This is a genomic window from Natronomonas marina (genome assembly GCF_024298905.1).
Taxonomy (GTDB): Archaea; Halobacteriota; Halobacteria; order Halobacteriales; family Haloarculaceae; genus Natronomonas; species Natronomonas marina.
On record NZ_CP101154.1, the window covers coordinates 1731281 to 1757689 of the forward strand.

The following is a 26409-nucleotide window of genomic DNA, read 5'->3' on the forward strand; positions in this document are numbered from 1 at the left end:
GAGAATCGAAGATTCTCGTCATCACGAGAGAGCTCCGCTCTCTCGAACGACCCCGAGGCTTCCTGTTTCCACGACGCACTTTGCAGATTCCACGGCGGAATCCACAGGGAGCGCAGTCTCCGCAGGCGTGGATTCGGCCTCTCCCAGACCTGCTTGGTGGCGACGGCGGCGCGTCCGACCGTCCGTGTTTTTGGACTTGAAGCCGGAGGCACGTTGTGCCGTCACACTCCATCATTCAGCATCTTGCAACATAATGGCTTGTGCCATTACGTGTCGGCTTCATCCACGGGGTCAAGCCCCGTGGCATTCGCCTTGCAATTCTGTAAAGGTTGAGACAGGAACTCCAGTACATTCATACCTCCAGTCCGAGAATAACCGATAGTGATTATATGCTCCTGACTCGGGAATCTCGGGGAGTCTCTCCGGTTATTGGAGTGATTCTGATGGTCGCTGTGGTGGTCATTCTCGCAGCCGTCATCTCCACGTTCTCGCTCGGGTTCGTCGACGAACTCCGAGACCCTGGGCCAAACATCGCCCAATCCAGCGGTGAGTTTGTTCCACAGGACGGTAACGACGGTGGTATCGTGTTACTCACGCATGAGGCGGGTGACACCGTTCGGGTTGAAGAACTTGAAATCGCCGTCCAAGCAGAGTGTGCTGGTGGAACCAGACAAGGTCGTATAGTAAACCTTCCCGCTGGGGCTGGGAATGCGATTCGGGCGTCTGATGGGCAAATAATGGGCGATAACATCTTCGACGAACGGTCGTTGAACACTATCGATAACGCCGTGAGTCAAGTCAACGACGGAGGTGCATTATTGAAAACACGGTACACCGCCGGCGAGATACTCCTCTTCCGGATTCCGAAAAATAAGTGCGAACTCACTTCAGGAAGCGAGACAACAGTACGAGTCATTCACACCCCGTCGCAGTCAGTTATTATCAAAAAACAGCTGACAGCGTAGTGTTCCAGGGGCAGAATACGCTCAATGCCCCGCCGTTCTGGAAACTGCTATTGTCTGAATCTGATTCTACTCAAGCCGGTGCGATCGCAGTTGATTTGGGAACTGCTGGCTTTAGAACTGAATTGTGCTTCCCACGATTTGCAGACTAACAGATTGGGTGATTCACCCAAGTGCTCTGTTGAATAGCGGTGCTGACCGGGCCAGTCGAACGCTGGGTTGATCTATCGGTGAATACTCATCCTGATCTCAAGATCGGTGTCGATTCATCATGGCTCAGGCTGGGGGACCCCTCGGAACTACACGGCCGGGAGATACGACTCGACGGGGAGTACCCCGAGGCCCGAGACGCGGACTACGCCTTAGCTGGGGACCTGGAGTAGGCTACCCGGACGACTGGTCGCCGTCCGGGCTCCCGGCCGCCGCGACGACGGCGAGCACGAGTCCGGCCACGAGACCGACGGCCGCGGCGAGGATAAGCAGGTCCGACGTGGTGAGCGGCCCGCCGCCACCGCCGTCACCGCCGCCGCCGGCGTCGGGGTCGATGACCTCGTCGTCGGTGCTGCCGACGGCGACGACGCCCTTCATCCCGACGGCGCGGTGCGGCGAGCAGTAGTACCGGAACGTCGCCTCCTCCTCGAAGGTGTACTCGAAGGTTGCGCCCGCTTCGCTGATCAGTTCGGTCTCGAAGGCCGGGTCGCCGTCGCCCTCCGGCTGGTGGACCACGTTGTGCGGGACGCCCTCGCCGGTCCACTCCCAGACGACGGTCGTGCCCGGGTCGACGAGGATGGCCGGCGGGTCGAACAGCAGGCCGTTCTCGCCGGCGCCGACCGAGACGGTCACCTCCTCGTTGCCGGTGTAGTCCAGCGTTCCCTCGTAGTTGCCGACGTCGCTCATCCATCCGCCGTACGCCTGTGCGGCGGCGGGTGCGGCGGCGCCCACGGCGGCCGCGCCCGCGGCCGCCCCGGCGCCGGCCCGCAGGAACCTGCGCCGCCCGAGTCCCGTCGTCTCGTCTCCGTCCCCGGCCCGGACCGCGGCCCGGACCGCGGTCGGCGATGACTCGCTCATACCCCGTGGTCGGCCCGCCGGGGGTTTATAGGGTGGGGATTGCCGCCCGCCCCCGCCGCAAGCCGTTAGTGGAGCGCGGCACAAGCGGGGACCATGCGCGACATCGACGACACCGACCGCGAACTCCTCCGGTTGCTCCTGGAGGACGCCCGGCGGCCCTACAGCGAGTTGGCCGAGACGGTCGACCTCTCGCCGCCGGCGGTCAGCGACCGGGTCGAACGGCTGTCCGAACTGGGCGTCATCGAGCGGTTCACGCTCGACATGAGCCGCTCGCGTCTGCTGGAGGGGATCCGGCTGGCGGTGACCCTCGAGGTCGAACCCGGCGCGACGGCCGCCGTCCGCGACGCACTGGCGGGCGTCGAGGGCGTCGAACACGTCTTCGGGACCGCCGACGCCCGCCTGTTCGTGATCGCGACCGTCCCCGACGCCGAGGTCCGCGAGCACCTCGCGCCCGCCTTCGAGACGGGTGCCGTCGAAGGGCTGGACGTCTCGCCGCTGGTCGCCGACGACCGCTATCCCGGCCTGGGCGAGGCGACGCTCGGGCTGGAGTGCGCCGAGTGCGGCAACACGGTGACCAGCGAGGGCGTGACCGCCACCCTCGGCGGCGAAGCCTACGAGTTCTGCTGTGAGTCCTGCGAGACCAGGTTCCGACAGCGGTACGAGGACATGAAGCAGGGCGCCTGAGGGACCCACGGCGGCCGCTTCGGGACGTTGCATTCGAATACGAAACGAGACTCAATCGAGGTTCGTTTTCGAAGGTCGGGGGCGGTCTCGACTTCGGTTTCGGAGTAGCAAACCGCTTGAACCAGGGTCACCTACATCGAGACATGAACAGGGAACGGCTCGAGATAGGGGGGATGCACTGCTCCAGTTGTGCGGAGACGATCACGGAGGTGGTCGAGTCGCTCGACGGCGTCGAGTCGGCCAGCGTCAACTACGCGACCGACGAGGCCACCGTCGAGTACGACCCCGGGCGCGTCTCGCTTTCGGCCATCTACGAGGCCGTCGAGTCTGTCGGCTACGACCCGCGCCGCCAGCACCGGACCGTCGAGGTGGCGGGCATGCACTGTGCGAACTGCGCGGAGTCAATCGAGGACGCGCTGGTCGGTCTGCCAGGCGTCGTCGACGCCGACGTCAACTACGCGACCGACGAGGCGACCGTCGAGTACAACCCCGGGGCGTTCTCGCTGGAAGCGGCCTACGAGGCCATCGAGGCGGCCGGCTACGAACCCGTCCGCGAGGGCGACGACGAGGGGTCGGAGGCGTCGCCCGCCGAGCGCGAACTCGAAAAGCAGCGCCGCCTCGTCGCCGGCGGCGCGGTCCTGACGGCGCCGTTCGTCTACCTGATGGCGACGATGGTGACGCCGCTGTCGCGCCCGGAGGCCCTGCTGGGCGTCCCGTTCGGCTGGGTCGAGTTCGCCATCGCCACCGTGTTGATGGCGACGCTCGGCCGCGAGTTCCTCGTCGGCGCCTACACCGCGGGCAAGAACGGCTCGCTCAACATGGACACGCTGGTCGCGCTGGGCACGACGGTCGGCTACACGTTCAGCACGGCCGTCCTCGCGTTCGGCGTCCCCGGCGGCCTCTACTTCGAGGCCGTCGCGTTCATCCTGTGGTTCATCACGCTCGGCAACTGGCTGGAGGCCCGCTCGAAGGCGAAGGCCTCCGACGCACTCCGGGAACTCCTCCGGATGGAGGCCGACGAGGCGACCGTCCTCCGGGACGGCGAGGAGGTCACGGTCCCCGTCGCCGACGTCGAGGTCGGCGACCGGATGAAGGTCCGCCCCGGAGAGCGGGTCCCGACCGACGGCGTCGTCCGCGAGGGCGAGTCGGCCGTCGACGAGTCGATGCTGACCGGCGAGTCCGTCCCCGTCGAGAAGGGTCCCGGCGACGAGGTGGTCGGCTCGACGGTCAACGAGAACGGCGTCCTCGTCGTCGAGGCGACCGCGGTCGGCGAGGACACCGCCATCCAGAACATCGTCCGCCGGGTCAAGGAGGCCCAGTCCCGCCAGCCGGACGTCCAGCGCCTCGTCGACGTCGTCTCGGGGTACTTCGTCACCGCCGTCATCGCCAACGCCGTCCTGTGGGCGGCGCTGTGGCTGGCCTTCCCCGACGCCCTGTACGGCCTGGCGACGGCGCTGCCGCTGTGGGAGCCGGTCGGCGGCGGTCCCGTCGTCGGCGGCGTCCCCGTCTTCGAGTTCTCCGTCATCGTCTTCGCGTCGGCGGTGCTGGTCGCCTGCCCCTGCGCGCTGGGGCTGGCCACGCCCGCGGCGACGATGGTCGGGTCAACCATCGCCGCGAAGAACGGCGTCCTCTTCGAGGGCGGCGACGTCCTCGAGAGCGTCCGCGACGTCGGGGCCGTCGTCTTCGACAAGACCGGCACCCTCACCGAGGGCGAGATGCGGCTGACCGACGTCGAAGTCGTCGGCGAACGCGGCGACGGCGGCGCCGCACCCGACGGCGGCCTCGCCACGGAGCGAGAGGTCGACGAGTCGTTCGTCCTCGCGGCCGCGGCGGCCGCCGAATCCGGCTCCGAACACCCGCTCGGTGAGGCCATCGTCACCGGCGCCGAGGAGCGTGGCGTCGACGTCGGCGGCGTCGAAACCTTCGAGAACGTCCCCGGCAAGGGCGTCGAAGCGACCACCGACCACGGCGAGGTGCTGGTCGGCAACCGCGCACTCCTGGAGCGCAACGGCGTCGACCCCGCGCCGGGCGAGGCGGCGATGGAACGGCTCGAACGCGAGGGCAAGACCGCCATGCTCGTCGCCGTCGATGGGGCCGTCGTCGGCGTCGTCGCCACCGCCGACACCGTCCGGGAGAGCGCCCGCCGGACCGTCTCGGACCTGCGCGAGCGCGGCTACGAGGTCCACATGCTGACCGGCGACAACGAGCGAACCGCCCGCGCCGTCGCCGATGAGGTGGGGATTCCCGAGACGAACGTCCGGGCGGGCGTCCTGCCCGACGAGAAGGCCGACGTCGTCGACGACATCCAGGCCGACGGGACGCGGGCGATGATGGTTGGCGACGGCGTCAACGACGCCCCGGCGCTTGCGGCCGCCCACGTCGGCGTCGCCATCGGCTCCGGCACCGACGTCGCCATCGAGTCCGCCGACGTGACGCTGATGCGGTCGGACCCCGCCGACGTGCTGAAGGCCATCCGGCTCTCGGAGGCGACCATCTCGAAGGTGTGGCAGAACCTCTTCTGGGCGTTCGCCTACAACGCGGCGCTCATCCCCATCGCCTCGCTCGGTCTGCTGAACCCGGCGCTGGCCGGCGCGGCGATGTCGGCCTCCAGCGTCTCGGTGATGTCCAACAGCCTGCTGTTCGCCCGCTACGAACCGACCCGCGACTACGTTCCGCTGCCGCTGCGGCCGCTGGCCGCGCTCCGCCGGTAGGCCCGCGCCGCTCCCGACCGCTTTTGCCCCCCGGGACCCGACGACGGGTATGCACGTCGTCGTCAACGCCGCCGTCAGCGCCGACGGGAAACTCTCCTCGCGCCGCCGCGAGCAGATAACCATCAGCGGCGAGACCGACTTCGCCCGCGTCGACCGCCTGCGGGCCGAGGCGGACGCGGTAGCCGTCGGCGTCGGGACGGTGCTGGCCGACGACCCCTCGCTCGTCCGCCACGACGAGGCCCACCGGGCCGACCGCTACGGCCCGGACGCCGACCCCCCGGCCCGCGTCGCCGTCGACTCCCGCTGTCGGGCCCCGGCCGACGCCGCGATACTCGCCGACGACCCCGAGACGTACGTCCTGACGAGCGAGGCCGCCCCGCCGGACCGCCGACGGGCCCTGGCCGACGCCGGCGCGACGCTCCTGACGGCGGGCGAAGACCGGGTCGACCTGCCGGCCGCCCTCGATGACCTGGCGGCCGAGGGCGTCGAGCACCTGATGGTCGAGGGCGGCGGCGAACTCGTCTTCTCGCTGTTCGAGGCCGGCCTTGTCGACGAGCTATCGGTCTACGTCGGCAACCTCGTCGTCGGCGGGCGGGAGGCGCCGACGCTGGCCGACGGCGAGGGGTTCGTCGACGAGTTCCCCGAACTGCGTCTCGACGGCGTCGAGCGCGTCGACGACGGCGTCCTGCTGGAGTGGACCGTCGCCGGGACGTAGCCGTCGCTGTCGGGGAAGCGAGCGGAGAACCGGGACGGCCTCAGTGCTGGTGGCCCGTCAACTCGGCGTAGGAGGCGCCGAAGCGCTCCTCGAACAGTTCCATCGTCGCCGCCTCGATGTCGCGGTACTGCTCGGTGTCGCCGCCCTCGGCGTGGTGGACGGTCGCGTGAATCCGCTGGGCACAGGAGAACAGCGCGAGGTCACCGACGATTTCGGCGTCCGACTCCTCCTCTTCCCGCATCAGATCGAGCATCTCGACCGGGAGCGTGACCTCGTCGTCGTCCTCCTCGCCCTCGATGTACAGCGTGACAGTGTCGTCGGCCATGGACACGCGTTTCGCGGCTGCACGGAAGGGGTTTCCGGTCGTGGGCGACCCGGCCGCAGGACCGCGGCGGCGTTCAGTCGTCGGCGGCCGCGGCGTCGGCCGTCTTCTCGGCCCGCTCGCGTTCCTCGAGGTACTCGTCGGCGTCGATTGCGGCCTTGCTGCCCATCCCCCCGGCGGTGATGGCCTGCTGGTAGTGGTAGTCGACGACGTCGCCGGCGCCGAAGATGCCCGGCACGGCCGTCTCCGTCTGGCCGCCGCCGTCGCCGCCGGCCGTCTTGATGTAGCCCGTCTCGTCCATCTCGACGGCGGTGTCCTCCAGGTAGCCCGTGTTCGGCGTGTGGCCGATGGCCATGAAGACGGCGCCGACGGCCTGCTCGAAGGTGTCGGTCCCCTCCTCGTCGAGTTTCTCCGAGGGGTATCCCTCCGGATTGTGCGCCAGCGTCACGCTCTCGATGCCCTCCTCGGCCGTCCCGTGAATCTCGAGGAGTTCCGTGTTGGTCATCACCTCGACGGCGCCCTCGTCTTCGAGTTCGCGGATGCGGTCCGTCCAGTAGTCCTCGGCGCGGAACTCCTCGCGGCGGTGGGCGATGTAGACGGTGTCGGCGAACTTGGTGAGGAAGGCGGCCTCCTCGCAGGCGGCGTCGCCGCCGCCGACGACGAGCATGTCCTCGCCGCGGAAGAAGGCGCCGTCGCAGGTGGCACACGTCGAGACGCCGTAGCCCATGAGTTCGTCCTCGCCGGGGACGCCCAGCGTCTTCGCGGAGGCGCCGGAGGCCGCGATGAGGGCGTCCGTCGTGTAGACGGTGCCGTCGCGCAACTCGACGCGGTGGGGCGGTCCCGCCTCGACGTCGACGATGACGCCGTGTTCGATGTCGGTGCCGAACTTCTCGGCCTGCTCCTTCATGTTCTGGACGAGTTCGGTCCCGCCGATGCCGTCCGGGAATCCGGGGTAGTTGGCCACGTCGGTCGTCAGCGTCAACTGGCCGCCCGGTTCCGGTCCCTCGAGGACGAGCGGGTCGTTGTTCGAGCGGGCGGCGTAGATGGCGGCCGTCAGCCCGGCGATACCGGAGCCAGCGATCACGAGGCGACGGTGATCGGCGTCGTCGTTCATGTCCGAACGTAGCCGGTCACGGGCTTTGTAGCTTGTGCCCTCCGGCAGCGCCGCCGCATCGCCGCGGACTCACCGCATCGTCGCGGCGAGCAGGTTCCCCACGAGCGTCGGCGCGTACCGCGCGTACATCCGGGGGGCCGTCCAGCGGGCCTCGTCGATGGCGCGCCGGAGTTCCCCGGCGGCGTCGGCGAAGACGCCCACGCCGTGGCCACAGAGGATTCGCTGGGGGTCGAGGTCGCCCAGCGTCGCCCCCGGGGGTACGGCACGACGGACGAGCGACACGCCGAGGCGCTCGCCCGGCGCCAGGAAGTAGTCGGCGGTCCCGACCGATTCCCCGACGACCAGCGTCTCGCCGTCGAAGAGCGCCCACTCCTGCCAGAACCGGGAGACCGTCACCCGCTTGAGGTAGTAGGCCGTCTCCGCCAGTCGACCCTCGAAGCGCCTGACGGGCGCGGCCACGTCGTCGTCCGACAGCGCCGTCATTCCCGCCGGCAACAGCACCGGCACGTCGTGGCGGGCGGCGATGGTACTCGCGTCCCGGCGGTGGTAGTGATAGAGGACGACCACGCCCCGGACGCTCCCCATCTCGGCGAGGCGGTCGTCCAGGCCGTCGGCGTCGACAGGGTCGACGAGCCAGACATCGCCGTCCTCGACCAGCGCGTGACTCGCCCGCTCCATCGTCTCCGCGGGGTGGGCGAGCCAGCCGACGCCGCCGTCGAAATCGTCAATCTTGTTGAAACCCCCGACTCCCGTCCCTTTGGCCGGCATACCGGCCCGTCGTCGCGGCCCGGGTTAAAGATGCCCCGTCGCTGCCACCGGTCCCGGGCAGCGAACCGCGGTCTCCGGGACCGACCCGTTTGAAGTACACGCGCAGCACAGGGTCGCACATGGAGCTGTTCGGGACCGCGGGCATCCGCGGCGACGCCGAAAGCGAGGTGACGCCCTCCTTCGCGCTTGCGGTCGGGCGTGCCGCCGCGGCGGACGGCGAGGAGTTCGTCGTCGGCCGCGACGGCCGCGAGACCGGCCCGGCGCTGGCCGCCGCCGTCGAGGCGGGCCTGGAGAGCGGCGGCGCCGACGTGGTTCGCGTCGGGCAGGTACCGACGCCGGCGCTGGCCTTCGCGTCCCGCGGCCGACGGGGAATCATGGTGACGGCGAGTCACAACCCGCCGGCCGACAACGGCCTGAAACTGTTCGTCGACGGCACGGAGTACGACCGCGAGACCGAGCGAGCCCTCGCCGGCCGCGTCGAGACGGGGGCCGACCCCCTCGCGTGGGACCGCTGGGGCTCGGCGACCCGCGAGGCGATACTCGACGACTACCGGGCGGCCGTCGCCGACTACGCCCGCGACCGGGTCGGCGACTGCGCCGGCGTCGACGTCGCCGTCGACTGTGGCAACGGCGTCGGGGGACTGGCGACGCCGCAGGTGCTCCGCGAACTCGGTGCCGACGTGCTCGCCCTGGAAGCCAACGTCGACGGCCACTTTCCGGCCCGGCCGTCCAAGCCGACGCCGGAGACCCTCGCGAACCTCCGCTCGTTCGTGGCCGACGGCGACTGCGAACTCGGCATCGGCCACGACGGCGACGCCGACCGCACCGTCGTGGTCGACGGCGACGGCGAGGTGGTCCACGAGGACACGGTGCTGGCGATACTCGGGTCGTTCTACGTCCGGACGAGCGACGCCGCCGACCCCGTGGTCGTCACGACGCCGAACGCCTCGGGACGCATCGACGACCGCGTCGAGGCTGCGGGCGGCCGCGTCGAGCGGGTCCGTCTCGGCGCGCTCCACGAGGGCATCGACGCCGCCGTGTCGGCCGGCGGTGACGACACCACGGTCGTCTTCGCCGGTGAGCCCTGGAAGCACGTCCACACCGCCTTCGGGCCGTGGATCGACGGCGTCACGAGCGCCGCCGTCCTCGCCGCCCTCGTCGCCCGCGATGGCCTCGACGACCTCCGGGCCCCCGTCGCCGAACGGCCCTACCGGAAGGAGAGCGTCGACTGCCCCGACGGCCGAAAGGAGCGGGCCATGGGTCTCCTCGAACGTCGGCTCCCGGAGGCGTTCCCCGACGCCGACGTCGACACCGAGTACGGCGTCCGGCTGACGTTCGAGGACGGCGCCTGGACGCTGGTCCGGCCGAGCGGGACCGAACCCTACGTCCGCGTCTACGCCGAGAGCGACGACGTCGACGCCCTGACCCGCGAGGTGGTCGCGGTCGTCGAGGGCGCCGTCGCCGACGCCGGGGAGTAGGTATTTGCGAGTCCCGGACGAGGGACCGACATGGACGACACCGAGCTACTCGACCGGGCCAGGGCAGCCGTCGACCGCTCGTACGCACCCTACTCGGAGTACCGGGTGGGCGCCGCCCTGGAGACGGCCGACGGCACCGTCTTCACCGGCTGCAACGTCGAGAACGCCAACTACTCCAACAGCGTCCACGCCGAGGAACTGGCGCTGTCGAAGGCCGTCGAGGCCGGCCACCGCTCGTTTTCACGCATCGCCGTCAGTTCCGAGAAGCGCGACGGCGTCACCCCCTGCGGGATGTGCCGGCAGTCGCTGGTGGAGTTCTGCGAGGCGGACCTCCGGGTCGTCTGCGAGGGCGATCCCCCGGCCGTCTACACGCTCGGCGAACTCATCCCCGAGACCATCTCGATGGAGCATCTGCAATGACGGGCGACAGCGAGGACCCGAACGACGAGGTGCAGTACCACGTCGAACTGTCCGAGGGCGACGTCGAGGGGCCGGTACTCCTGCCCGGCGACCCCGACCGCGTCGAGGTCATCGCCGACTGCTGGGACGAGTTCGAGGAGCGGGCCCGTCACCGCGAGTACCGAACGCTCGCCGGCACCTACGACGGCGAACCGCTCGCCGTCACCTCGACGGGCATCGGGTCGCCCTCGACCGCCATCGCCGTCGAGGAACTGGCCCGCGTCGGCGCCGGGACCTTCCTCCGGGTCGGCTCCTGTGGCGCCATCCAGGAGGAGGCCGCCGTCGGCGACCTCGTCATCACGACCGCCGCGGTCCGTCAGAAGGGCACCAGCGACGAGTACGTCCGCGAGGACTACCCGGCCGCGGCCGACGACGAGGTGGTGACGGCGCTGGTGACCGCCGCCGAGCGCCTCGGCCACGACTACCACCTCGGCGTCACCTGCTCGACGGACTCCTTCTACGCGGGCCAGTCCCGCGACGGCTTCGAGGGGTTCCGGGCGGCCGGCGCCGAGGAACGCATCGCGGAACTGCAGGAGGCCGGCGTCGTCAACTTCGAGATGGAGGCCAGCGCCATCCTGACGCTGGCGAGTCTGTACGGCCTGCGGGCGGGCGCGGTCTGTACCGTCTACGCCAACCGGGTCACCGGCGAGTTCCGCACCGAGGGGGAGGCGAAGGCTGCCGAGACGGCATCGCTGGCAGCCGCGATACTGGCGCGGATGGATCGCCGCAAGGAGGAGGCAGGCGTGGAGCGGTGGACGGCCGACCTGTCGCTGTAAGGGCCCGAGTCGTCAGTTCGCCGAACGGAAAACCACCATGGGAGCGCGGACCGACCGCTTTACAGCTCCTCGCTGGACCCGAGCGACCCGTCGAGGCGCTTCTCGACGTCCTCCTCGAGTTTGAACCGCTGGACCTTCTGGGTCGCGCTCCGCGGGAGTTCGTCCAGGAAGAACACCCGGCGGGGGTGGGCGTAGGTGGCGACGTGGTCCAGCGAGAACTCCCGGAGTTCCTCCTCGGTGACCTCGGCGCCCTCCTCTAAGACGACGTAGGCGACGGGGGCCTCGCCCTTGATTTCGTGGGGCGCGCCGACGACGGCGGCCTCCGCGACGTCGGGGTGCTCGTAGAGGGCGTCCTCGACCTCTGCGGGGTAGATGTTCTCGCCGCCGGCGATTATCATGTCGTCGGCGCGGTCGACCATCCAGAAGTAGCCGTCCTCGTCGACGCGTGCGATGTCCTCGGTGTAGAACCAGCCCTCGTCGTCGAAGACGGCCTCGTTCTTCTCGGGGCGGTTGTAGTAGCCCTCGAACACCGTGGGGCCGTTGATGGCGATTTCGCCGGTGACCTGCTCGTCGTCGGAGAAGTCGATGTCGTCGTCGGGGTGCGGTTCGAGGTCGGCGGCGGCGACGCGCGTCTCGCGGGTGTCGGGGTCGACGAGTTTGAGTTCGACGTTCCGCAGCGCGGGACCGATACAGCCGGCGGACTTCCGGACGCCGCGGGCGGGTTCGACACAGCCTGCCGGTCCGGTCTCGGTCATGCCCCAGCCCTCGGTCATCGGGACGCCCCACGCCTCCTCGATGGTCCGGCGTGTGTCGTCGGCCAGCGGCGCCGCCGCACAGATGACGTCCGTCAGCGAGTCCATGTCGTAGGCGTCGGGATCCTGCCGGTAGGTCTGCCACATCATGTTGTAGAGGGCGGGCACCCCGGCGAAGTTCGTCACCTCGTTCGTCGAGATGGTCTGCAGTATCATCTCGGGATCCGGCCGCGGGATCATGTGCATCGTCGACCCGTTGTAGAGGTAGGTGCCCTGGATGGCGTTCAGCGCGTAGATGTGGAACAGCGGCAACACGAGGACGATGCTGTCGTCGGGGTCGATGGGCAGGCCGCCCTTCTCGTAGGCCTCGATGGTCGACAGCAGGTTCTCGTGGGTCAGGAGGACGCCCTTCGGCTTGCCCGTCGTGCCGGAGGTGTAGGGCTGGCAGGCGACGTCGTCGAACGCGCGGTCGACGGTCTCGAAGGTGTCGTCGGCCTCGGCGGTCGCCTGCGAGTAGTTGACGACGCCGTCGTCGCTGACGCCGGAGACGTAGACGTTCGAGACGCCCGCTCGCTCGGCCAGTTCGGTCGGACCGATGATGCGGCCCTCCTCGGTGTCCATCCCGCCGGCGAGAAGCGGCGACCCGACCATGTGGTCGACGTCGCCGTCCTGCAGGACGAACTCCAGCGTGTTGGGGTCCATCCGGAGGTTCAGCGGGACCGGGATGGCGCCTGCCTTGTGGGCGCCGAAGTACGCCTCCGGGAACTGGTCGGTGTTGGGGATGTAGAGACCGACCCGGTCGCCCGCCTCGACGCCGTTGTCGACGAAGACGTTGGCGACGCTGCTGGCTCTCGCCTCCAGTTCCTCGTAGGAGGTCTCCTGGCCCATGAACGTGATCGCGGTCTTGTCGCCGTAGCGGTGGGCACCCATCGACGGCAGGTCCCCCATGTGACGGAGCGGTTCGCCGTTGTAGTACTCCATAGTAACATATGTCACTCCGGTGGACGGATATTAAAGATTCGCCCGTCCAAATCCGGCACTGTTGGCGAGTTCGAGACGGTTTATCGAATCGGCGACCGGACTACACGGTCCCCGCGACGTATCCGACCGCGAGACAGGCGCCGACCCCCACGACGAGGAGGCCGTAGTTCGCCAGCGGGTTCGAGGCCGTCGCCACGTTCACCGAGTAGCTGTCGCCGGACAGCGGCCACAGGAGCGGCACGCCGGCGGGCGTCAGCGCGTCCGCGAGCAGGTGAGAACCGACGGCGACGCAGGCGACGACGACTCCCAGGGCGGCTGCACGGGTCGGATCGACGCCGAACCCGCCGGCGGCGACGTATCCGAGACCGCCCAGTGCCGCCGCGACGACGCCGAGGAACAGTAGCGTGTGGGTGACGCCCCGGTGTTCGAGGAACGGCACCCGAAGGTCGTAGTCCGGGAGCCGAGAGAGCGCGACCGACCCCGCTCCGACGAGGAGGGCCACGGCGGGGTCGACCGACAGCAGCAGGTAGCCGACCGGCGCGTACACCAGCAGGGCCGCGCCGTAGTGGCCGGTCTTGTACATACACGCCCGTTCGCGGCGAGAGGGAAGAACCTGTATATACGGCGCCCCAAGCGGCCGTATGCTCGTCGACGTCTTCGGCCCGTTCCTCATCCCGGCGGTCCTCTTTCTCCTCGGGGTCCTCGGCTACGGGCTGGTGTTGCTCCTGAGCCGGCTTCGCGGCGACGAGGACTACCGCGCCCCGTAGCGGCGAGGGAAACGAGTTATGCCGGTGCCGGCCGACGGAGTGGTATGAGCGAGGAAGCGATGGGGCGGTTCCCCGTCCCCGACCGGGAGGAACTGCCCGACGACGTCCGCGAGCGCATCGAGACCGAGACCGAGGAGGCCGGCTTCACGCCGAACGTCTTCGACGCTTTCGCCTACAAGCCCAGCCACTTCCGGGCGTTCTTCGACTACCACGACGCACTGACCGAGGACACGACCCTCGAACGCGAGGAGGTCGAGATGCTCGTCGTCACCGTCTCCGGCATCAACGACTGCCTGTACTGCGTCGTCGCCCACGGCGCACTGCTGCGCATCTTCGCGCAGGCGCCGAAACTGGCCGACCAGCTAGCGACGAACCACCGCAGCGCCGACCTCTCGGACGCCCACCGGACGATGCTGGACTTCGCCGTCAAACTGACCGACGAACCAGGGCGCGTCGGCGATGCGGAGGTGGCGGCGCTGCGGGAGGCCGGCTTCTCGACCGAGGAGATATGGGACATCACGAGCGTCGTCGCCGTGTTCAACCTCTCGAACCGGATGGCCACCGTCGCGGACATGCGGCCGAACGGCGAGTTCTACACGATTGGCCGCGGTGGCTCCGACGGGGAGTAGCTGGCCCGTCGGGTGCCTTCGGCGCCCGCCGGTCGACACCCGGGACGGGCGGCCGAAAGCGCGTGTTTCATACGCCCGGGGCGGATACGTCGGAGTAGATGCGCGTCGAGACGCTGGGAGACGGGGAGCCGGAGGTGGCAGTCGTCGGTGCGATACACGGCGACGAGCCGTGCGGGTCGGCGGCCGTCGAGGCGCTCGTCGACGCCGACCCGGCCGTCGAGCGGCCGGTGAAGCTCATCGTCGCCAACGAGGCGGCCCTCGAGGCCGGTGTCCGCTACGTCGAGGAGGACCTCAACCGGGCGTTCCCCGGCAGTCCCGACGCCGACACCCACGAAGGGCGACTGGCCCACGAGTTGCTCAACGAAATCCGGGGCTGTGAAATCCTCTCGCTGCACTCGACCCGGTCGTACGCCGCCCCGTTCGCCCTGGTCGACGAGATGGACGGTCACGCCCGCTCCATCTGTCCGTATCTCTCCGTCGAGGCCGTCGTCGAGACCGGCCAGTTCAGCCAGGGCCGGCTCATCGCCACGCCGGACGTAATCGAACTCGAGTGTGGCCTCCAGCGGTCGGCCGCCGCCGCCGAGAACGCCAAGTCGCTCGTCAGGGAGTTCCTGGTGGCGACCGGCGTGCTGGCCGGCGACGCGGAGCCGCCGCGACACCACCCGCTTTCGGTGTTCAGCCTCGACAAGCGGATTCCGAAAGAGCCCGCCGAGGAGTACGAGGTGTTCGTCGAGAACTTCGAGCGCGTCGCGGAGGGGGCGGTCTTCGCCGCCGCGGACGGCAAGCAACTCCGCGCCGACCGGCCGTTCTACCCCATCCTGCTGTCGGCCTACGGCTACGAGTCGACGTTCGGCTACGCCGGCGACCTCGTGGGGCGACTGGACGGCGACGACGTGACCGCGCCGACCGGCGAAGAGCGTTCGGCGAAAGCCGACGGTCGGAACCGCTAGTACCAGGTCCCGCCGGCGTCGACGCCGATCTCCTGGGCTGTCGTCTTGCGGCCGTGCGGCCCCGCCAGGTAGGCGACCTGTTCGGCGACGTCCTCCGGCGGGACGGTGAACTCGTTCAGCGCGAAGTCGTCCGGGCCGATGCTGGCGGGGTCGGCGTTCTCGACGGCCGCGAGTTCGGCCTGCTTTTCGACGACCTCTTGGATGCGGTCGCCCTCGACGGGGCCGGGGAGGACGGCGTTGACCGTCACGTCGTCGCGGCCGAGTTCGTAGGCCAGCGTCCGCGTCAGGCCGACGAGCCCCATCTTCGAGGCGGCGTACGGCGTCCGGTTCGGGTAGGGCCGCTTGCCGCCGAGGGAAGCGATGTTGACGACGCTGCCGCGGTCGCTGTCCCGGAGGTGCGGGGCGGCGTACTTCACGCAGGACAGCGGGCCGGCGACGTTGACGGCCTGCGTCTCCATGAAGTCCTCGCGGTCGACGCGGTCGAACGGCTGGACCGGGCCGGCGATGCCGGCGTTGTTGACGACGCAGTCGAGACCGTCGAAGGTCGCTGCGGTCTCGGCGATGGCCGCCTCGACGCTGTCCTCGTCGGTGACATCGGTCTCGACGGGCAGCGTGCGGTCTTCGTCGCCGATTCGGTCGGCCGTCTCGTAGATGTCGTCGCTGCGGGCGGCGATTGTGACGTTCGCGCCGTAGTCGGCGAAGGTCTCGGCTATCTCGCGCCCGATGCCGCCGCTTGCGCCCGTGACGAACGCCGTGGTGTCCGATAGCACGACGGGCCGCTCGTCCGGGCGACGCAAAACCGTTCTGCCCTACCCCAGGTACTCGGGGTACTCGTTCTCGTAGCCGGCGAGTCGGCCGAGCGGCGCCACGAGCCGGATTCCGAGCCGCTGGAGGGCAACCGGGACGTGCGCGAGATAGAGCATGTCGTCGTACTCCGCCAGCAGGACCGAAAGCAGGAGGGGGTTCAGCGGCATCCCGGACGGGGTTGCGGGCGCGCCGTCCCGGGGCAGCCCGTAGGTGATTCGCATGAACGCCTCGGTCCGGAGGCCAGGGTCGACGCCGCCCTCCAGGTGGAGCGGTTCGTCGCCGGCGTTCCAGAAGCGGTGGCGGACGCCCGCGGGGATGGTGACGGCCTCGTCGGGGCCGAGCGTCCGGCGGTCGCCGGCCACCGAGACGCCGAGGCGGCCCTCGACGACCTCGAGCCACTCGTCCTGTTCGGGGTGGACGTGCTCCATCGGCCCGTGCCCGTCGGCGTCGAGCCACATCTCGAACCGGAGCGGGTCAGCGTCCGGGTCCTCGGGCCGCTCGCGGAAGCGGACGCGCTTGCCGCTCCTCGGTGCGACGACGATGTCGTCGTCGGGCTGTGAGAGCTCCATCTCACTCCGCGTCGGCGGCGAACTCCACGAGCGTCAACTCGCGGTCGAGCATACAGTAGTCGTGTGGCGGTTCGCCGACCACCTCCGTTATCTGGTACTCCTCGTCGAAGTCCGCACCGGCGGGTTCGCAGAACTCGTGGCTCGGGCACTCGGTGTACGGACAGGGCCCGGCCAGTTCGGCCTTGCTACCGGCGTAGGCGACGTTGCTGGGGACGTTCGCCAGGACGGGCGCGGGTTCGACCTCGACGGCCGTGACGCCGGTGTCGTGGACGGCACACTCCAGCGTCCCCGACTCGCGGACGCCGGTCACGCGGTAGCGGCGCCCTTCCGTGAGGTTGAGACACTGCTCGCGGTAGGGACAGCCCTCGCAGGCGGTCGACTCGCCGCCGTAGACGAACTCCGTGCCAACCTCCGCGAGGCGCTCCCCGATGAGCGTGACCGTCGGCATGGCCGTCCCTTTCGGGGGCGCTGTGTTAAGGGCGTCGGCAGTCACTCGCCGCGGCCGGTCAGCGCGTCGAGTTCGTCCAGGTACTCCTCGCGGGGGACCTGATAGAGCTCCCGGTAGTCCACGTCGCCGGCCGAAAAGCGGCGCGTCAGCGCCTCGGCGGCCTCGACAGCAGCCGGGAGGCCGTCGTAGGCGTCGGGGTCGCGGTTCACCTCGGGTTCGAGGTACAGCGTCACCATCCAGGGCGCGTCCGGCGGGAGGTTGCGGTTGCCCTCCGGACGCCGGTTGCGCCGCCCCCGGGTGACGTACAGCGTCGGCATGCAGGGAGCGGGGAACTCGGAGCCGTCGAACACGTCCGGCCGGAAGGCGAGGATTACACGGTCGTCCTCGGCGTTCCAGACCCGCCAGCCGTCCCCGAGAGCGGCCTCGTCGATCATACCGGCGATAGGGGCGCCCGTCGTATCAGTATCCCGGTTTATAAATAGGGGGCAACGTTCGCCCGGATAGCGGCGCGATTGGCCGGTGGTTCCCGGCGCAAGGACGCGTTTCTCGGGAGAACGGATATTGTTATTCGTTGACTATTGGCGTAAAGGCTTATGTTATCGTGGCACAAACCTATATCATAGTATCGGTGGTGGCGTCGCCGCGCGAACGTCGCGCACCCGCTCGGGTTCCGGCGGTGGGCCGTGCGGGTGGCGTGGTACGCGTCGGGTCGACTCCCCGCCGGGACGACGGCCGAGACGGCCAGCCCGGTCCCCCCGGGTGGGACGCGCGAGCGTCCCCGTGATAGAATGAGTGACATGGAAACCCTCGAGGAACTCAGCAAGGAGTACAGAGACTCGATTCCCTCGGACCTCCGGGAGACGCGGTCGTTCGACTGGTACCTGGAAGAACTGTACGAGGACCCGAAGATCGCACGCAACGCCCACCAGCGGGTCGCCGACATGTTCGACTACTACGGCACCAGCTACGACGAGGAGGCCGGGGTCGTGGAGTACGAACTCGCCTCCGAGGATCCGCTCGGCGGCGGCGAGAACACCTTCTACGGGCGGGTCATCCACGAGGCCATCCACGAGTTCATCAACAAGGTCAAATCCGGCGCCCGCGGGCTGGGGCCGGAGAAACGCATCAAGCTCCTGCTCGGGCCGGTCGGCTCCGGGAAGTCCGACTTCGACCGCCAGATACGGCGCTACTACGAGGACTACACGACCCGCCAGGAGGGTCGGATGTACACGTTCCGCTGGACCGGGCTGTGTGACGTGCTGGTCGACCAGGACCCCGCCGACGACGTGGTCCGGTCGCCGATGAACCAGGACCCGATCGTGCTGCTGCCGGAAAAACAGCGCGAGGGCGTCCTCGAGGACGTCAACGAGCGGCTCGACGCCCCCTACACCATCCGCAACGAGCAGGCGCTGGACCCCGCAAGCGAGTTCTACATGGACAAACTGCTGGAGTACTACGACGACGACCTCCAGGCAGTGCTGGAGAATCACGTCGAGGTGATCCGGCTGCTCGCCGACGAGAACAAGCGACAGGCAATCGAGACGTTCGAGCCGAAGGACAAGAAGAACCAGGACGAGACGGAACTCACCGGCGACGTCAACTACTCGAAGATAGCCGTCTACGGCGAGTCGGACCCGCGGGCGTTCGACTACTCCGGGGCGTTCTGCAACGCCAACCGGGGCATCTTCTCCGGCGAGGAGCTACTGAAACTCCAGCGGGAGTTCCTCTACGACTTCCTGCACGCCACCCAGGAACAGACGATCAAGCCGAAGAACAACCCCCGCATCGACATCGACCAGGTCATCGTCGGCCGGACGAACATGCCCGAGTACCGGGACAAGAAGGGCGACGAGAAGATGGAGGCGTTCAACGACCGGACCAAGCGCATCGACTTCCCGTACGTCCTCCAGTACGCCGAGGAAGCCCGCATCTACCGGAAGATGCTGCAGAACGCCGACGTGCCGGACATCCACGTCGAGCCCCACACCCTGGAGATGGCGGGGCTGTTCGGCGTCCTGACCCGCATCACCGAACCCGACGGCGGCACCGTCTCCATCACCCAGAAGGCCAAGGCCTACAACGGCGAAATCGACGAGGCCGAGGACATAGACGTCAAGAAGCTCCGCGACGAGGCCGACGACGTCGCCGACATCGGCGAGGGGATGGACGGCATCTCGCCGCGGTTCATCGGCGACGAGATCGCCGAAGCGATCATGGACTCGATGCACCGCGAGCGCGGCTTCCTCTCGCCTTTGACGACGTTCAACCACCTCGAGGAGAACCTCGAGAACCACGGCTCCATCCCCGAGGAGAACTTCGAGACGTACTACCGGTACCTCGAGTTGGTCCGCGAGGAGTACAAGGAGCGCGCCATCGAGGACGTCCGGCACGCGCTGGCCTACGACCTCGACGAGATCCAGCGGCAGGGTGAGAAGTACATGGACCACGTCATGGCGTACATCGACGACGACACCGTCGAGGACGAGATCACGGGCCGCGAACAGGAGCCCGACGAGAAGTTCCTCCGGGCGGTCGAGGAGAAACTCGACGTCCCCGAGGACCGCAAGGACGACTTCCGTCAGGAGGTCGCAAACTGGGTCAGCCGTCGGGCCCGCGAGGGCGAGCCCTTCGAGCCGCAGGACAACGACCGCCTGCGCCGCGCACTGGAGCGGAAGCTCTGGGAGGACAAGAAGCACAACATCAACTTCTCCGCGCTGGTGTCGTCGGGCGAACTCGACGACGACGAGCGCAACGCCTGGGTGGAGGCCCTCGAGGAGCAGGGCTACAGCACCGAGGGTGCAAAGGAGGTGCTCGAGTTCGCCGGCGCCGAGGTCGCCAAAGCCGAGATGGAAGACGAATGACCGGCGAGGAGTACATCGACCGCGCCGACGACTCCCTGCAGGAGACCTACGAGCCGCCGATGCCGCTGTCGGCGTACGTCGAGGAGGTACTCGAGAACCCCGCGTCGGCGGCCCACGCCTCGAAGTACCTGCTGGCGGCCATCGAGGACGCCGGCACCAGGACCGTCGTCGAGGAGGGCGAACGGAAGGAGCGGTACCGCTTCTTCGACGACCCCCACAACGACGGCGAGCACGCCATCCTGGGGAACACGGAGGTGCTCAACAGTTTCGTCGACGACCTCCGCTCGATAGCCGCCCGCCGGGGCAAGGAGGAGAAGATACTCTGGCTCGACGGCCCGACCGCCACCGGCAAGTCCGAACTGAAGCGCTGTCTGGTCAACGGTCTCCGGGAGTACTCCAAGACCGAGGCCGGCCGCCGCTACACCGTCGAGTGGAACGTCTCCGGCGTCGGGAGCGGATCGGGGATGACCTACGGCGAGGAGCCGACCCCCGACGAGGACGACTGGTACGAGTCGCCCGTCCAGACGCACCCGCTTTCGGTGTTTCCCCAGGCGGTCCGCGAGGACATCGTCGCCGACCTCAACGAGCGGCTGGACGACCACATCCCCATCCACCTGGAGACGGAACTGGACCCGTTCAGCCGGGAGGCCTACGACCACCTCGAGGAGCAGTACCGCCGGCAGGGCGTCGAGGACCTCTTCTCGGCCATCACCGACGAGCGGCACCTCCGGGTGAAGAACTTCGTCGTCGACGTCGGGCGGGGCATCGGCGTCCTCCACAGCGAGGACGACGGCACTCCCAAGGAGCGACTCGTCGGCTCCTGGATGGCCGGGATGCTCCAGCAACTCGACTCCCGGGGCCGGAAGAACCCCCAGGCGTTCAGCTACGACGGCGTCCTCTCGCAGGGCAACGGCCTGCTGACCATCGTCGAGGACGCCGCCCAGCACGCCGACCTGCTGCAGAAGCTGCTGAACGTCCCCGACGAGGGGGCGGTGAAACTGGACAAGGGCATCGGGATGGACGTCGACACCCAGATGGTCATCATCTCGAACCCCGACCTGGAGGCCCAGCTGAACAAGCACGCCGAGATGGAGGGGTCGGACCCGCTGAAAGCGCTGAAGCGCCGGCTGGACAAACACGAGTTCACCTACCTCCTGAACCTCTCGCTGGAGGCCGAACTCGTCCGCCGGGAGCTGACCAACGAGACCGAAATCTGGGAGGCCGACAGCTACGAGGCCCTCGAGGAGCGCATCCGCGAGCCGGTGACCATCGCGGTCCGTGCGGGCGACGGCGAGGTGCGCGAGCGGGAACTGGCGCCCCACGCCATCGAGGCGGCGGCGCTGTACGCGGTCGTCTCGCGGCTGGACGCCGAATCGCTGCCGCCCGGCCTGGACCTGGTGGACAAGGCGCTGGTCTACGACCGGGGCTACCTCCAGGACGGCGACGAGCGCCGCTACAAGGAGGAGTTCGACTTCGCCGATGTCGAGGAGGGCGGCGGTGGCATCCCGGTGACGTACACCCGCGACGTCATCGCCGACCTGCTGCACGAGGAGACCGACCGCCACCACGCCGACCTCGACGTCGAGGGCGTCATCATGCCGCGGGACCTGCTGAACGCGATGGCCGAGGGGCTGGACGAGGCGCCCGTCTTCTCGGGCACCGAGCGGACGGAGTACGAGAACCGGCTCGTCCCGGTGAAGAACCACGTCTTCGGCCGCCAGGAGGACGACGTCATCGACGCCATCATGCGGGACAAGCGGGTCGACGAGGAGACGGTCGAGGAGTACATCGAGCACGTCTACGCGGCCGTCGAGGGCGAGCAGATCGCCAACGAGCGGGGCGAACTCGAAGAGCCCGACCCGCTGAAGATGAAGGTGTTCGAGATCGAGCACCTGGGCCGGTTCGACGAGAGCGATTACGACGGTGCCGAGGCCGAGGAGGGTCCGCGGACGTTCCGCGAACAGAAGGTCATCACGGCGCTGAACCGCCACGCCTGGCGGAACCGCGACGCCGACTTCCGGGTCTCGGACGTCGACCCCCGCGAGATACCCGTCATCGAGACGGTACTGGGGAGCCACGACTGGGACGACGTCGGCCGGACCTACGAGGACCTTGAACCGAGCCAGTGGGACGACCCGCCCTCGGGCACCGAGACCGAGCGCCTCAAGGAGAAGACGCTCGCGAACCTCCAAGAGATGTTCGGCTACTCGCCGGCCTCCGCGGAGCTGACGAGCCGACACGTCATGGGACAGGTGAGTTACAGATGGGACTGAGAGACGACCTCGACCGCTACCGGGAGGTCGGCGAGGCCAAACGCCAGGACCTCTCGGAGTTCATCCAGTACGGCGACCTGGGTCAGTCGCGGCCCGACGAGGTGAAGATACCGATCAAGATCGTCGACCTGCCGGAGTTCGTCTACGACCCCCGCGACCAGGGCGGCGTCGGCCAGGGCCAGGGCGGGACGCCCGACGTGGGCGACCCCGTCGGCGAGCCACAGCCCCAGCCGGGCGACGGCGACGACGAGGGCGACGGCGACGAGCCCGGCGAGGAGGGTGGCGACCACGAGTACTACGAGATGGACCCCAAGGAGTTCGCCAAGGAACTCGACGAGGAACTCGGCCTCGACCTCGAACCGAAGGGCAAGAAGGTGATCGAGGAAAAGGAGGGCGACTTCACGGACATGACCCGAACGGGTCCGGCGAGCACGCTGGACTTCGAGCGGCTGTTCAAGCAGGGTCTCAAGCGCAAACTGGCGATGGACTTCGACGGCGAGTACGTCCGGGAGGCGCTGCGGGTCGACGGCTGGGGACCCTCGCGGGTCTTCGAGTGGGCCCGCAGTGAGCACATCCCGGTCTCGCGGGCCTGGATTCAGGACGCCTACGACTCGCTGCCGGCCGAGGAGATGGATCGCTGGGACTCCATCGAGGAGATGCAACGAGAGGTCGACCGCGAGTCGACGGCCGCGCGCATCCGCCGGGAGGGCATCGACGAGATCCCGTTCCGGCGGGAGGACGAGCGGTACCGCTACCCCGAAATCATCGAGGAGCGGGAGAAGAACGTCGTCGTCGTCAACATCCGCGACGTGTCGGGGTCGATGCGGCAGGCAAAGCGCGAACTGGTCGAGCGGACCTTCACGCCGCTGGACTGGTACCTGACCGGCAAGTACGACAACGCCGAGTTCGTCTACATCGCCCACGACGCCGACGCCTGGGAGGTCGACCGCGAGGAGTTCTTCGGCATCCGGTCGGGCGGCGGCACCCGCATCTCCAGCGCCTACGAACTGGCGGCGGAACTGCTGGAGGAGCGGTACCCCTGGAGCGAGTGGAACCGCTACGTCTTCGCGGCCGGGGACTCGGAGAACTCCTCGAACGACACCGACAAGAACGTCATCCCGCTGATGGAGGAGATACCGGCGAACCTCCACGCCTACGTGGAGACCCAGCCGTCGGGCAACGCCATCAACGCGACCCACGCCAAGGAGGTCGACGACCACTTCGACGACGCCGGAAACGTCGCTGTCGCCTACGTCAACGGCCCCGAGGACGTGGTCGACGCCATCTACACCATCCTCAGCACGGAGGACGAATCATGAGCACCGACGACCGTTTCAGAAAGCAGCGCATCGCCGACGAACTCGAAGAGCCCGCCCGGGAGGCCCGGGCGCTGGCCGAGAAACTCGGTCTCCGGCCGTTCGACGTCAACTACTGGGTCGTCGACTACGACGAGATGAACGAGCTCATCGCCTACGGCGGCTTCCAGCACCGCTACCCCCACTGGCGGTGGGGGATGGGCTACGACCGCCAGCAGAAACAGACCCAGTTCCTCGGCGGGAAGGCCTTCGAGATCGTCAACAACGACGACCCCTCGAACGCCTTCCTGCAGGAGTCCAACGAGATGGCCGATCAGAAGGCGGTCATCACGCACGTCGAGGCCCACGCAGACTTCTTCCGGAACAACGAGTGGTTCCGGATGTTCGGCACCTCGCCGGACGCCGCCGCCATGCTCGAACGGCACAGCGAGACGGTCGCCGAGTACATGGACGACCCCGAGATCTCCCGCGAGGAGGTCGAGGCCTGGATCGACCACGTCCTCTGTCTGGAGGACAACATCGACCAGCACCGCGAGTTCTCGACGGCCAAGCAGTGGCAGGACGACGCGGCGACCCCCGAGGACTTCGCCGAGAAGCTCGAGGAGATGGACGTCTCCGAGGAGGTCCGACGGGAGGTGTTCGACGAGGCGTTCGTCGACGCCATGACCGACGACGGCGAGGGACCGACGTTCCCGCCGGAACCCGAGAAGGACCTGCTCGCGTTCCTGGCCGCCCACGGAAAGGCCTACGACGACGAGACGGGGAAGGCCGCCGACTACGAGGAGTGGCAGCGGGAGATACTGGAGATCCTCCGCAAGGAGGCGTACTACTTCGCCCCCCAGAAGATGACGAAGGTGATGAACGAGGGCCACGCCGCGTACTGGGAATCGAAGATGATGGCCGACGAGCGGTTCGCGGCCGCCGACGAGTTCGTCTCCTACGCCGACCACATGGCGCAGGTGCTCGGCTCGCCGGGGCTGAACCCCTACAAGCTCGGCTTCGAGCTGTGGCAGTACGTCGAGAACCGGCGGAACCGCCGGGAGGTCGTCGAGCACCTCCTCCGCGTCGAGGGAGTCACCTGGCGGAACTTCGCCGACACGGTCGACCTCGATGCGGTGATGGAACTGCTCGAGCCGGACCCGGTGGTCGCCGACCCCGTCGCCCACCTCGATTCGCTGGATCCGGAGGACCCTCGCGTGGACGCCGAGGCGCTCGATGCTGCCCGCGACGGCGATATCGACCTCGAGACCTACCCCTGGAAGCTGTTGACCTACGAGGGGCTGGCCGAGCGGCACTACTCGCTGACCAAGGCGCAGAACCGTGGCTTCCTCAAGCGGGTCAGCCAGGCGGAACTGGAGCAGGTCTCGCGGTACCTCTTCGACACCGAGCGGTACGGCTCCGTCGAGGCGGCGATTGCCGACGTCGACCGGGCGGCCGGCTGGGACCGCATGCGGGAGGTCCGGGAGAGCCACAACGACGTGACGTTCCTCGACGAGTTCCTCACCCCCGAGTTCGTCGACGAGAACGACTACTTCACCTACGAGTACACCCACACGACGCGGGACTTCCGGGTGACCTCCTCTGAGGCCGCCGACGTCAAGAAGAAGCTGATGTTGCAGTTCACCAACTTCGGGAAGCCGACCATCGCGGTTCAGGACGGCAACTTCCGCAACCGCAACGAGCTACTCCTGGCGCACCACTACAACGGCGTCCAGCTCGACGTCCGGGAGGCCAAACAGACCCTGGAACGGGTGTTCGAGCTGTGGGGTCGGCCGGTCGCCCTGAAGACCGTCGTCAAGGAACTGGACGAACACGACATCGAGGTGGCCCGCCGCCGGGACAAGGAGCCGGAACCGACCGAGCGGGGCAAGCTCATCCGCTTCGACGGCGAGTCCTTCGAGGAGGAGGACCTCCCGGACGAGGAGATCGAGGACATCGCCGCCACGGATGTCGACTACGACACGAAACCGGACGAGTGGCTCTGAGCGGAGGTAGTTTCTTGTCGTCGCGTCCGCTACTGGAGGTCGTGTCGACCACGGTGGAGGAGGCCGAACCGGACCTCGAGGAGCGGGAGATCCACGAGATCCTCCGGAACGACCGCCGGCGCCTGGCGCTGGAGACGCTGCGGCAGCACGGCGGGGAGGCGACGGTCCGGGAGCTCTCGGAACGCATCGGGACCCACGAGACCGGCGAGGACCCGCCGCCGCGGAACAAGCGCCAGTCGGTGTACGTCTCGCTGCACCAGACGCACCTCCCGAAACTCGACGAACTCGGCATCGTCGAGTACGATCCCGACGAGAAGGACGTCGCCCTCACCAACCGGGTCCAGCAGGTCGAGGTGTACATGGAGGTGGTCCCGGAGTACGGACTCTCCTGGGGGGAGCTGTACTTCGGCCTGGGACTGCTGGGAATATCGACCGTCGTCGCGGCCCTGGTCGGCGTGCCCGGCGTCTCCTCGATCAGCCTCGCGTACCTCGTCGCCGGGTACTTCCTCCTCCAGATGGTCGCCGCCGCCTACCACGTCTACACGCAGCAGGACCGGATCGTCTTCCAGCGACTCCTACGATGACCACCTTCGACGTCGACACCGACCGGCGGACGCAAGTGATCGACGTCACCGACCGCGTCGAGGCGGCGCTGCCCGACGGTGCCTCGGGGACGGCGACGGTGTTCGTCCGTCACACCACGGCGGGCGTCCGCGTCAACGAGGCCGAACCGCGGCTGCTCGGCGACGTCGAGGCGTTCCTCGAGACCGTCGTCAACGACGAGGGATGGGACCACGACCGACTCGACGGCAACGCTGATTCGCACCTCCGGGCGCTCTTGGTGGGCGCCTCCGCAACCGTCCCGGTTTCGGGCGGCTCCCTCGAGTTGGGAACCTGGCAGTCGGTGCTCCTCGTCGAGTGTGACGGCCCCCGGACCAGAACCGTCGACGTGCGGGTCTGAGGGCGTGCTGCCGTCGTCGACCGCGACCTCGGGCCCTGCGTCGGGGTCGGTCT

At 68.4% G+C, this 26409-nt stretch carries 25 protein-coding genes and 1 pseudogene; 16 read left to right on the top strand and 10 right to left on the bottom strand.

Going from position 1 to position 26409, the window contains the following annotated elements:
• Positions 1–443: 443 nt before the first annotated feature.
• Positions 444–965, top strand: coding sequence for a type IV pilin domain-containing protein (locus NLF94_RS09370; RefSeq protein ID WP_434085392.1), 522 nt, complete (start codon positions 444–446; stop codon positions 963–965).
• Between the two features lie 381 nt (positions 966–1346).
• Here the strand turns inward: NLF94_RS09370 and NLF94_RS09375 are convergent, their stop codons facing one another.
• Positions 1347–2030, bottom strand: coding sequence for a halocyanin domain-containing protein (locus NLF94_RS09375; protein WP_254841204.1), 684 nt, complete (start codon positions 2028–2030; stop codon positions 1347–1349).
• Positions 2031–2123: 93 nt separating this feature from the next.
• Between NLF94_RS09375 and NLF94_RS09380 the strand changes: the two genes are divergently transcribed.
• The 3 genes from NLF94_RS09380 (at position 2124) to NLF94_RS09390 (ending at position 6140) form a co-directional block, all read left to right on the top strand.
• Positions 2124–2714: an AsnC family transcriptional regulator gene (locus NLF94_RS09380; protein ID WP_254841205.1), complete on the top strand. Its 591-nt coding sequence runs from the start codon at positions 2124–2126 to the stop codon at positions 2712–2714.
• A 143-nt stretch (positions 2715–2857) separates the two neighbouring features.
• Positions 2858–5425 (top strand): heavy metal translocating P-type ATPase, encoded by a 2568-nt coding sequence (locus NLF94_RS09385; protein ID WP_254841206.1) that lies wholly within the window; start codon positions 2858–2860, stop codon positions 5423–5425.
• 49 nt (positions 5426–5474) lie between these two features.
• On the top strand, positions 5475–6140 hold the full coding sequence (locus NLF94_RS09390; protein WP_254841207.1) for a 2,5-diamino-6-(ribosylamino)-4(3H)-pyrimidinone 5'-phosphate reductase: 666 nt from the start codon (positions 5475–5477) through the stop codon (positions 6138–6140).
• Between the two features lie 40 nt (positions 6141–6180).
• Here the strand turns inward: NLF94_RS09390 and NLF94_RS09395 are convergent, their stop codons facing one another.
• From NLF94_RS09395 to NLF94_RS09405, 3 genes and pseudogenes are all read right to left on the bottom strand, one after another.
• Positions 6181–6465: a DUF7545 family protein gene (locus tag NLF94_RS09395; RefSeq protein ID WP_254841208.1), complete on the bottom strand. Its 285-nt coding sequence runs from the start codon at positions 6463–6465 to the stop codon at positions 6181–6183.
• A 73-nt stretch (positions 6466–6538) separates the two neighbouring features.
• A pseudogene (locus NLF94_RS09400) lies at positions 6539–7636 on the bottom strand (NAD(P)/FAD-dependent oxidoreductase); the annotation flags it as partial.
• A 9-nt stretch (positions 7637–7645) separates the two neighbouring features.
• Positions 7646–8344: a hypothetical protein gene (locus NLF94_RS09405; protein ID WP_254841210.1), complete on the bottom strand. Its 699-nt coding sequence runs from the start codon at positions 8342–8344 to the stop codon at positions 7646–7648.
• 119 nt (positions 8345–8463) lie between these two features.
• Between NLF94_RS09405 and NLF94_RS09410 the strand changes: the two genes are divergently transcribed.
• From NLF94_RS09410 to NLF94_RS09420, 3 genes are read left to right on the top strand one after another with little or no spacing between them, the layout of a single operon-like run.
• Positions 8464–9822, top strand: a complete 1359-nt coding sequence (locus NLF94_RS09410; RefSeq protein WP_254841211.1) for a phosphohexomutase domain-containing protein — start codon at positions 8464–8466, stop codon at positions 9820–9822.
• Between the two features lie 30 nt (positions 9823–9852).
• The gene (cdd, locus tag NLF94_RS09415) at positions 9853–10242 is read left to right on the top strand and encodes a cytidine deaminase (protein WP_254841212.1); all 390 of its coding nucleotides are present in this window, start codon (positions 9853–9855) and stop codon (positions 10240–10242) included.
• Positions 10239–11057, top strand: coding sequence for a nucleoside phosphorylase (locus tag NLF94_RS09420; protein WP_254841213.1), 819 nt, complete (start codon positions 10239–10241; stop codon positions 11055–11057). Before cdd ends, NLF94_RS09420 begins: the two co-directional genes overlap by 4 nt.
• Positions 11058–11116: 59 nt before the next feature.
• Here the strand turns inward: NLF94_RS09420 and NLF94_RS09425 are convergent, their stop codons facing one another.
• Together NLF94_RS09425 and NLF94_RS09430 are read right to left on the bottom strand one after the other, a co-directional pair.
• Complete coding sequence (locus NLF94_RS09425) at positions 11117–12790, bottom strand: class I adenylate-forming enzyme family protein (protein ID WP_254841214.1); 1674 nt, start codon at positions 12788–12790, stop codon at positions 11117–11119.
• A 100-nt stretch (positions 12791–12890) separates the two neighbouring features.
• Entirely contained in the window at positions 12891–13373 is a 483-nt protein-coding gene (locus NLF94_RS09430; RefSeq protein WP_254841215.1) for a metal-dependent hydrolase, read from the bottom strand.
• A gap of 58 nt (positions 13374–13431) precedes the next feature.
• Here NLF94_RS09430 and NLF94_RS20780 point away from each other — a divergent pair, with 58 nt between their 5' ends.
• From NLF94_RS20780 to NLF94_RS09440, 3 genes are all read left to right on the top strand, one after another.
• The gene (locus tag NLF94_RS20780) at positions 13432–13557 is read left to right on the top strand and encodes a hypothetical protein (RefSeq protein WP_256558734.1); all 126 of its coding nucleotides are present in this window, start codon (positions 13432–13434) and stop codon (positions 13555–13557) included.
• A 44-nt stretch (positions 13558–13601) separates the two neighbouring features.
• A complete protein-coding gene (locus NLF94_RS09435; RefSeq protein ID WP_254841216.1) occupies positions 13602–14186 on the top strand; it encodes a peroxidase-related enzyme in 585 nt (194 codons plus the stop codon).
• A gap of 98 nt (positions 14187–14284) precedes the next feature.
• Complete coding sequence (locus NLF94_RS09440) at positions 14285–15136, top strand: M14 family metallopeptidase (RefSeq protein WP_254841217.1); 852 nt, start codon at positions 14285–14287, stop codon at positions 15134–15136.
• Here NLF94_RS09440 and NLF94_RS09445 read toward each other — a convergent pair.
• From NLF94_RS09445 to NLF94_RS09460, 4 genes are read right to left on the bottom strand one after another with little or no spacing between them, the layout of a single operon-like run.
• The gene (locus tag NLF94_RS09445) at positions 15133–15906 is read right to left on the bottom strand and encodes an SDR family NAD(P)-dependent oxidoreductase (protein ID WP_254841218.1); all 774 of its coding nucleotides are present in this window, start codon (positions 15904–15906) and stop codon (positions 15133–15135) included. The genes NLF94_RS09440 and NLF94_RS09445 overlap by 4 nt on opposite strands.
• Before the next feature lie 39 nt (positions 15907–15945).
• On the bottom strand, positions 15946–16512 hold the full coding sequence (locus NLF94_RS09450) for a cupin domain-containing protein (protein WP_254841219.1): 567 nt from the start codon (positions 16510–16512) through the stop codon (positions 15946–15948).
• Position 16513: 1 nt separating this feature from the next.
• On the bottom strand, positions 16514–16960 hold the full coding sequence (locus tag NLF94_RS09455) for a UPF0179 family protein (RefSeq protein WP_254841220.1): 447 nt from the start codon (positions 16958–16960) through the stop codon (positions 16514–16516).
• A gap of 41 nt (positions 16961–17001) precedes the next feature.
• On the bottom strand, positions 17002–17394 hold the full coding sequence (locus NLF94_RS09460; protein ID WP_254841221.1) for a DUF5820 family protein: 393 nt from the start codon (positions 17392–17394) through the stop codon (positions 17002–17004).
• A 354-nt stretch (positions 17395–17748) separates the two neighbouring features.
• Here NLF94_RS09460 and NLF94_RS09465 point away from each other — a divergent pair, with 354 nt between their 5' ends.
• From NLF94_RS09465 to NLF94_RS09490, 6 genes are read left to right on the top strand one after another with little or no spacing between them, the layout of a single operon-like run.
• Positions 17749–19821, top strand: a complete 2073-nt coding sequence (locus NLF94_RS09465; RefSeq protein WP_254841222.1) for a PrkA family serine protein kinase — start codon at positions 17749–17751, stop codon at positions 19819–19821.
• The gene (locus tag NLF94_RS09470; protein ID WP_254841223.1) at positions 19818–22094 is read left to right on the top strand and encodes a PrkA family serine protein kinase; all 2277 of its coding nucleotides are present in this window, start codon (positions 19818–19820) and stop codon (positions 22092–22094) included. The genes NLF94_RS09465 and NLF94_RS09470 overlap by 4 nt, the downstream gene beginning before the upstream one ends.
• Entirely contained in the window at positions 22085–23413 is a 1329-nt protein-coding gene (locus tag NLF94_RS09475) for a YeaH/YhbH family protein (protein WP_254841224.1), read from the top strand. The genes NLF94_RS09470 and NLF94_RS09475 overlap by 10 nt, the downstream gene beginning before the upstream one ends.
• On the top strand, positions 23410–25395 hold the full coding sequence (locus NLF94_RS09480; protein WP_254841225.1) for a SpoVR family protein: 1986 nt from the start codon (positions 23410–23412) through the stop codon (positions 25393–25395). The genes NLF94_RS09475 and NLF94_RS09480 overlap by 4 nt, the downstream gene beginning before the upstream one ends.
• 41 nt (positions 25396–25436) lie before the next feature.
• Positions 25437–25979, top strand: a complete 543-nt coding sequence (locus NLF94_RS09485) for a DUF7344 domain-containing protein (RefSeq protein ID WP_254841226.1) — start codon at positions 25437–25439, stop codon at positions 25977–25979.
• Positions 25976–26356 carry a secondary thiamine-phosphate synthase enzyme YjbQ gene (locus tag NLF94_RS09490; RefSeq protein WP_254841227.1) on the top strand — a complete coding sequence of 127 codons (381 nt, stop codon included), beginning with the start codon at positions 25976–25978 and terminating at the stop codon, positions 26354–26356. Before NLF94_RS09485 ends, NLF94_RS09490 begins: the two co-directional genes overlap by 4 nt.
• Positions 26357–26409 lie beyond the last annotated feature (53 nt).

Coding starts and splice junctions, on each gene's coding strand:
- NLF94_RS09465 (WP_254841222.1), top strand. CDS start 17,749: ATGAGTGACATGGAAACCCTCGAGGAACTCAGCAAGGAGTACAGAGAC.
- NLF94_RS20780 (WP_256558734.1), top strand. CDS start 13,432: ATGCTCGTCGACGTCTTCGGCCCGTTCCTCATCCCGGCGGTCCTCTTT.
- NLF94_RS09455 (WP_254841220.1), bottom strand. CDS start 16,960: ATGCCGACGGTCACGCTCATCGGGGAGCGCCTCGCGGAGGTTGGCACG.
- NLF94_RS09440 (WP_254841217.1), top strand. CDS start 14,285: ATGCGCGTCGAGACGCTGGGAGACGGGGAGCCGGAGGTGGCAGTCGTC.
- NLF94_RS09480 (WP_254841225.1), top strand. CDS start 23,410: ATGAGCACCGACGACCGTTTCAGAAAGCAGCGCATCGCCGACGAACTC.
- NLF94_RS09450 (WP_254841219.1), bottom strand. CDS start 16,512: ATGGAGCTCTCACAGCCCGACGACGACATCGTCGTCGCACCGAGGAGC.
- NLF94_RS09410 (WP_254841211.1), top strand. CDS start 8,464: ATGGAGCTGTTCGGGACCGCGGGCATCCGCGGCGACGCCGAAAGCGAG.
- NLF94_RS09470 (WP_254841223.1), top strand. CDS start 19,818: ATGACCGGCGAGGAGTACATCGACCGCGCCGACGACTCCCTGCAGGAG.
- NLF94_RS09390 (WP_254841207.1), top strand. CDS start 5,475: ATGCACGTCGTCGTCAACGCCGCCGTCAGCGCCGACGGGAAACTCTCC.
- NLF94_RS09380 (WP_254841205.1), top strand. CDS start 2,124: ATGCGCGACATCGACGACACCGACCGCGAACTCCTCCGGTTGCTCCTG.
- NLF94_RS09420 (WP_254841213.1), top strand. CDS start 10,239: ATGACGGGCGACAGCGAGGACCCGAACGACGAGGTGCAGTACCACGTC.
- NLF94_RS09435 (WP_254841216.1), top strand. CDS start 13,602: ATGAGCGAGGAAGCGATGGGGCGGTTCCCCGTCCCCGACCGGGAGGAA.
- NLF94_RS09430 (WP_254841215.1), bottom strand. CDS start 13,373: ATGTACAAGACCGGCCACTACGGCGCGGCCCTGCTGGTGTACGCGCCG.
- NLF94_RS09460 (WP_254841221.1), bottom strand. CDS start 17,394: ATGATCGACGAGGCCGCTCTCGGGGACGGCTGGCGGGTCTGGAACGCC.
- NLF94_RS09375 (WP_254841204.1), bottom strand. CDS start 2,030: ATGAGCGAGTCATCGCCGACCGCGGTCCGGGCCGCGGTCCGGGCCGGG.
- NLF94_RS09405 (WP_254841210.1), bottom strand. CDS start 8,344: ATGCCGGCCAAAGGGACGGGAGTCGGGGGTTTCAACAAGATTGACGAT.
- NLF94_RS09425 (WP_254841214.1), bottom strand. CDS start 12,790: ATGGAGTACTACAACGGCGAACCGCTCCGTCACATGGGGGACCTGCCG.
- NLF94_RS09395 (WP_254841208.1), bottom strand. CDS start 6,465: ATGGCCGACGACACTGTCACGCTGTACATCGAGGGCGAGGAGGACGAC.
- NLF94_RS09370 (WP_434085392.1), top strand. CDS start 444: ATGGTCGCTGTGGTGGTCATTCTCGCAGCCGTCATCTCCACGTTCTCG.
- NLF94_RS09490 (WP_254841227.1), top strand. CDS start 25,976: ATGACCACCTTCGACGTCGACACCGACCGGCGGACGCAAGTGATCGAC.
- cdd (WP_254841212.1), top strand. CDS start 9,853: ATGGACGACACCGAGCTACTCGACCGGGCCAGGGCAGCCGTCGACCGC.
- NLF94_RS09475 (WP_254841224.1), top strand. CDS start 22,085: ATGGGACTGAGAGACGACCTCGACCGCTACCGGGAGGTCGGCGAGGCC.
- NLF94_RS09385 (WP_254841206.1), top strand. CDS start 2,858: ATGAACAGGGAACGGCTCGAGATAGGGGGGATGCACTGCTCCAGTTGT.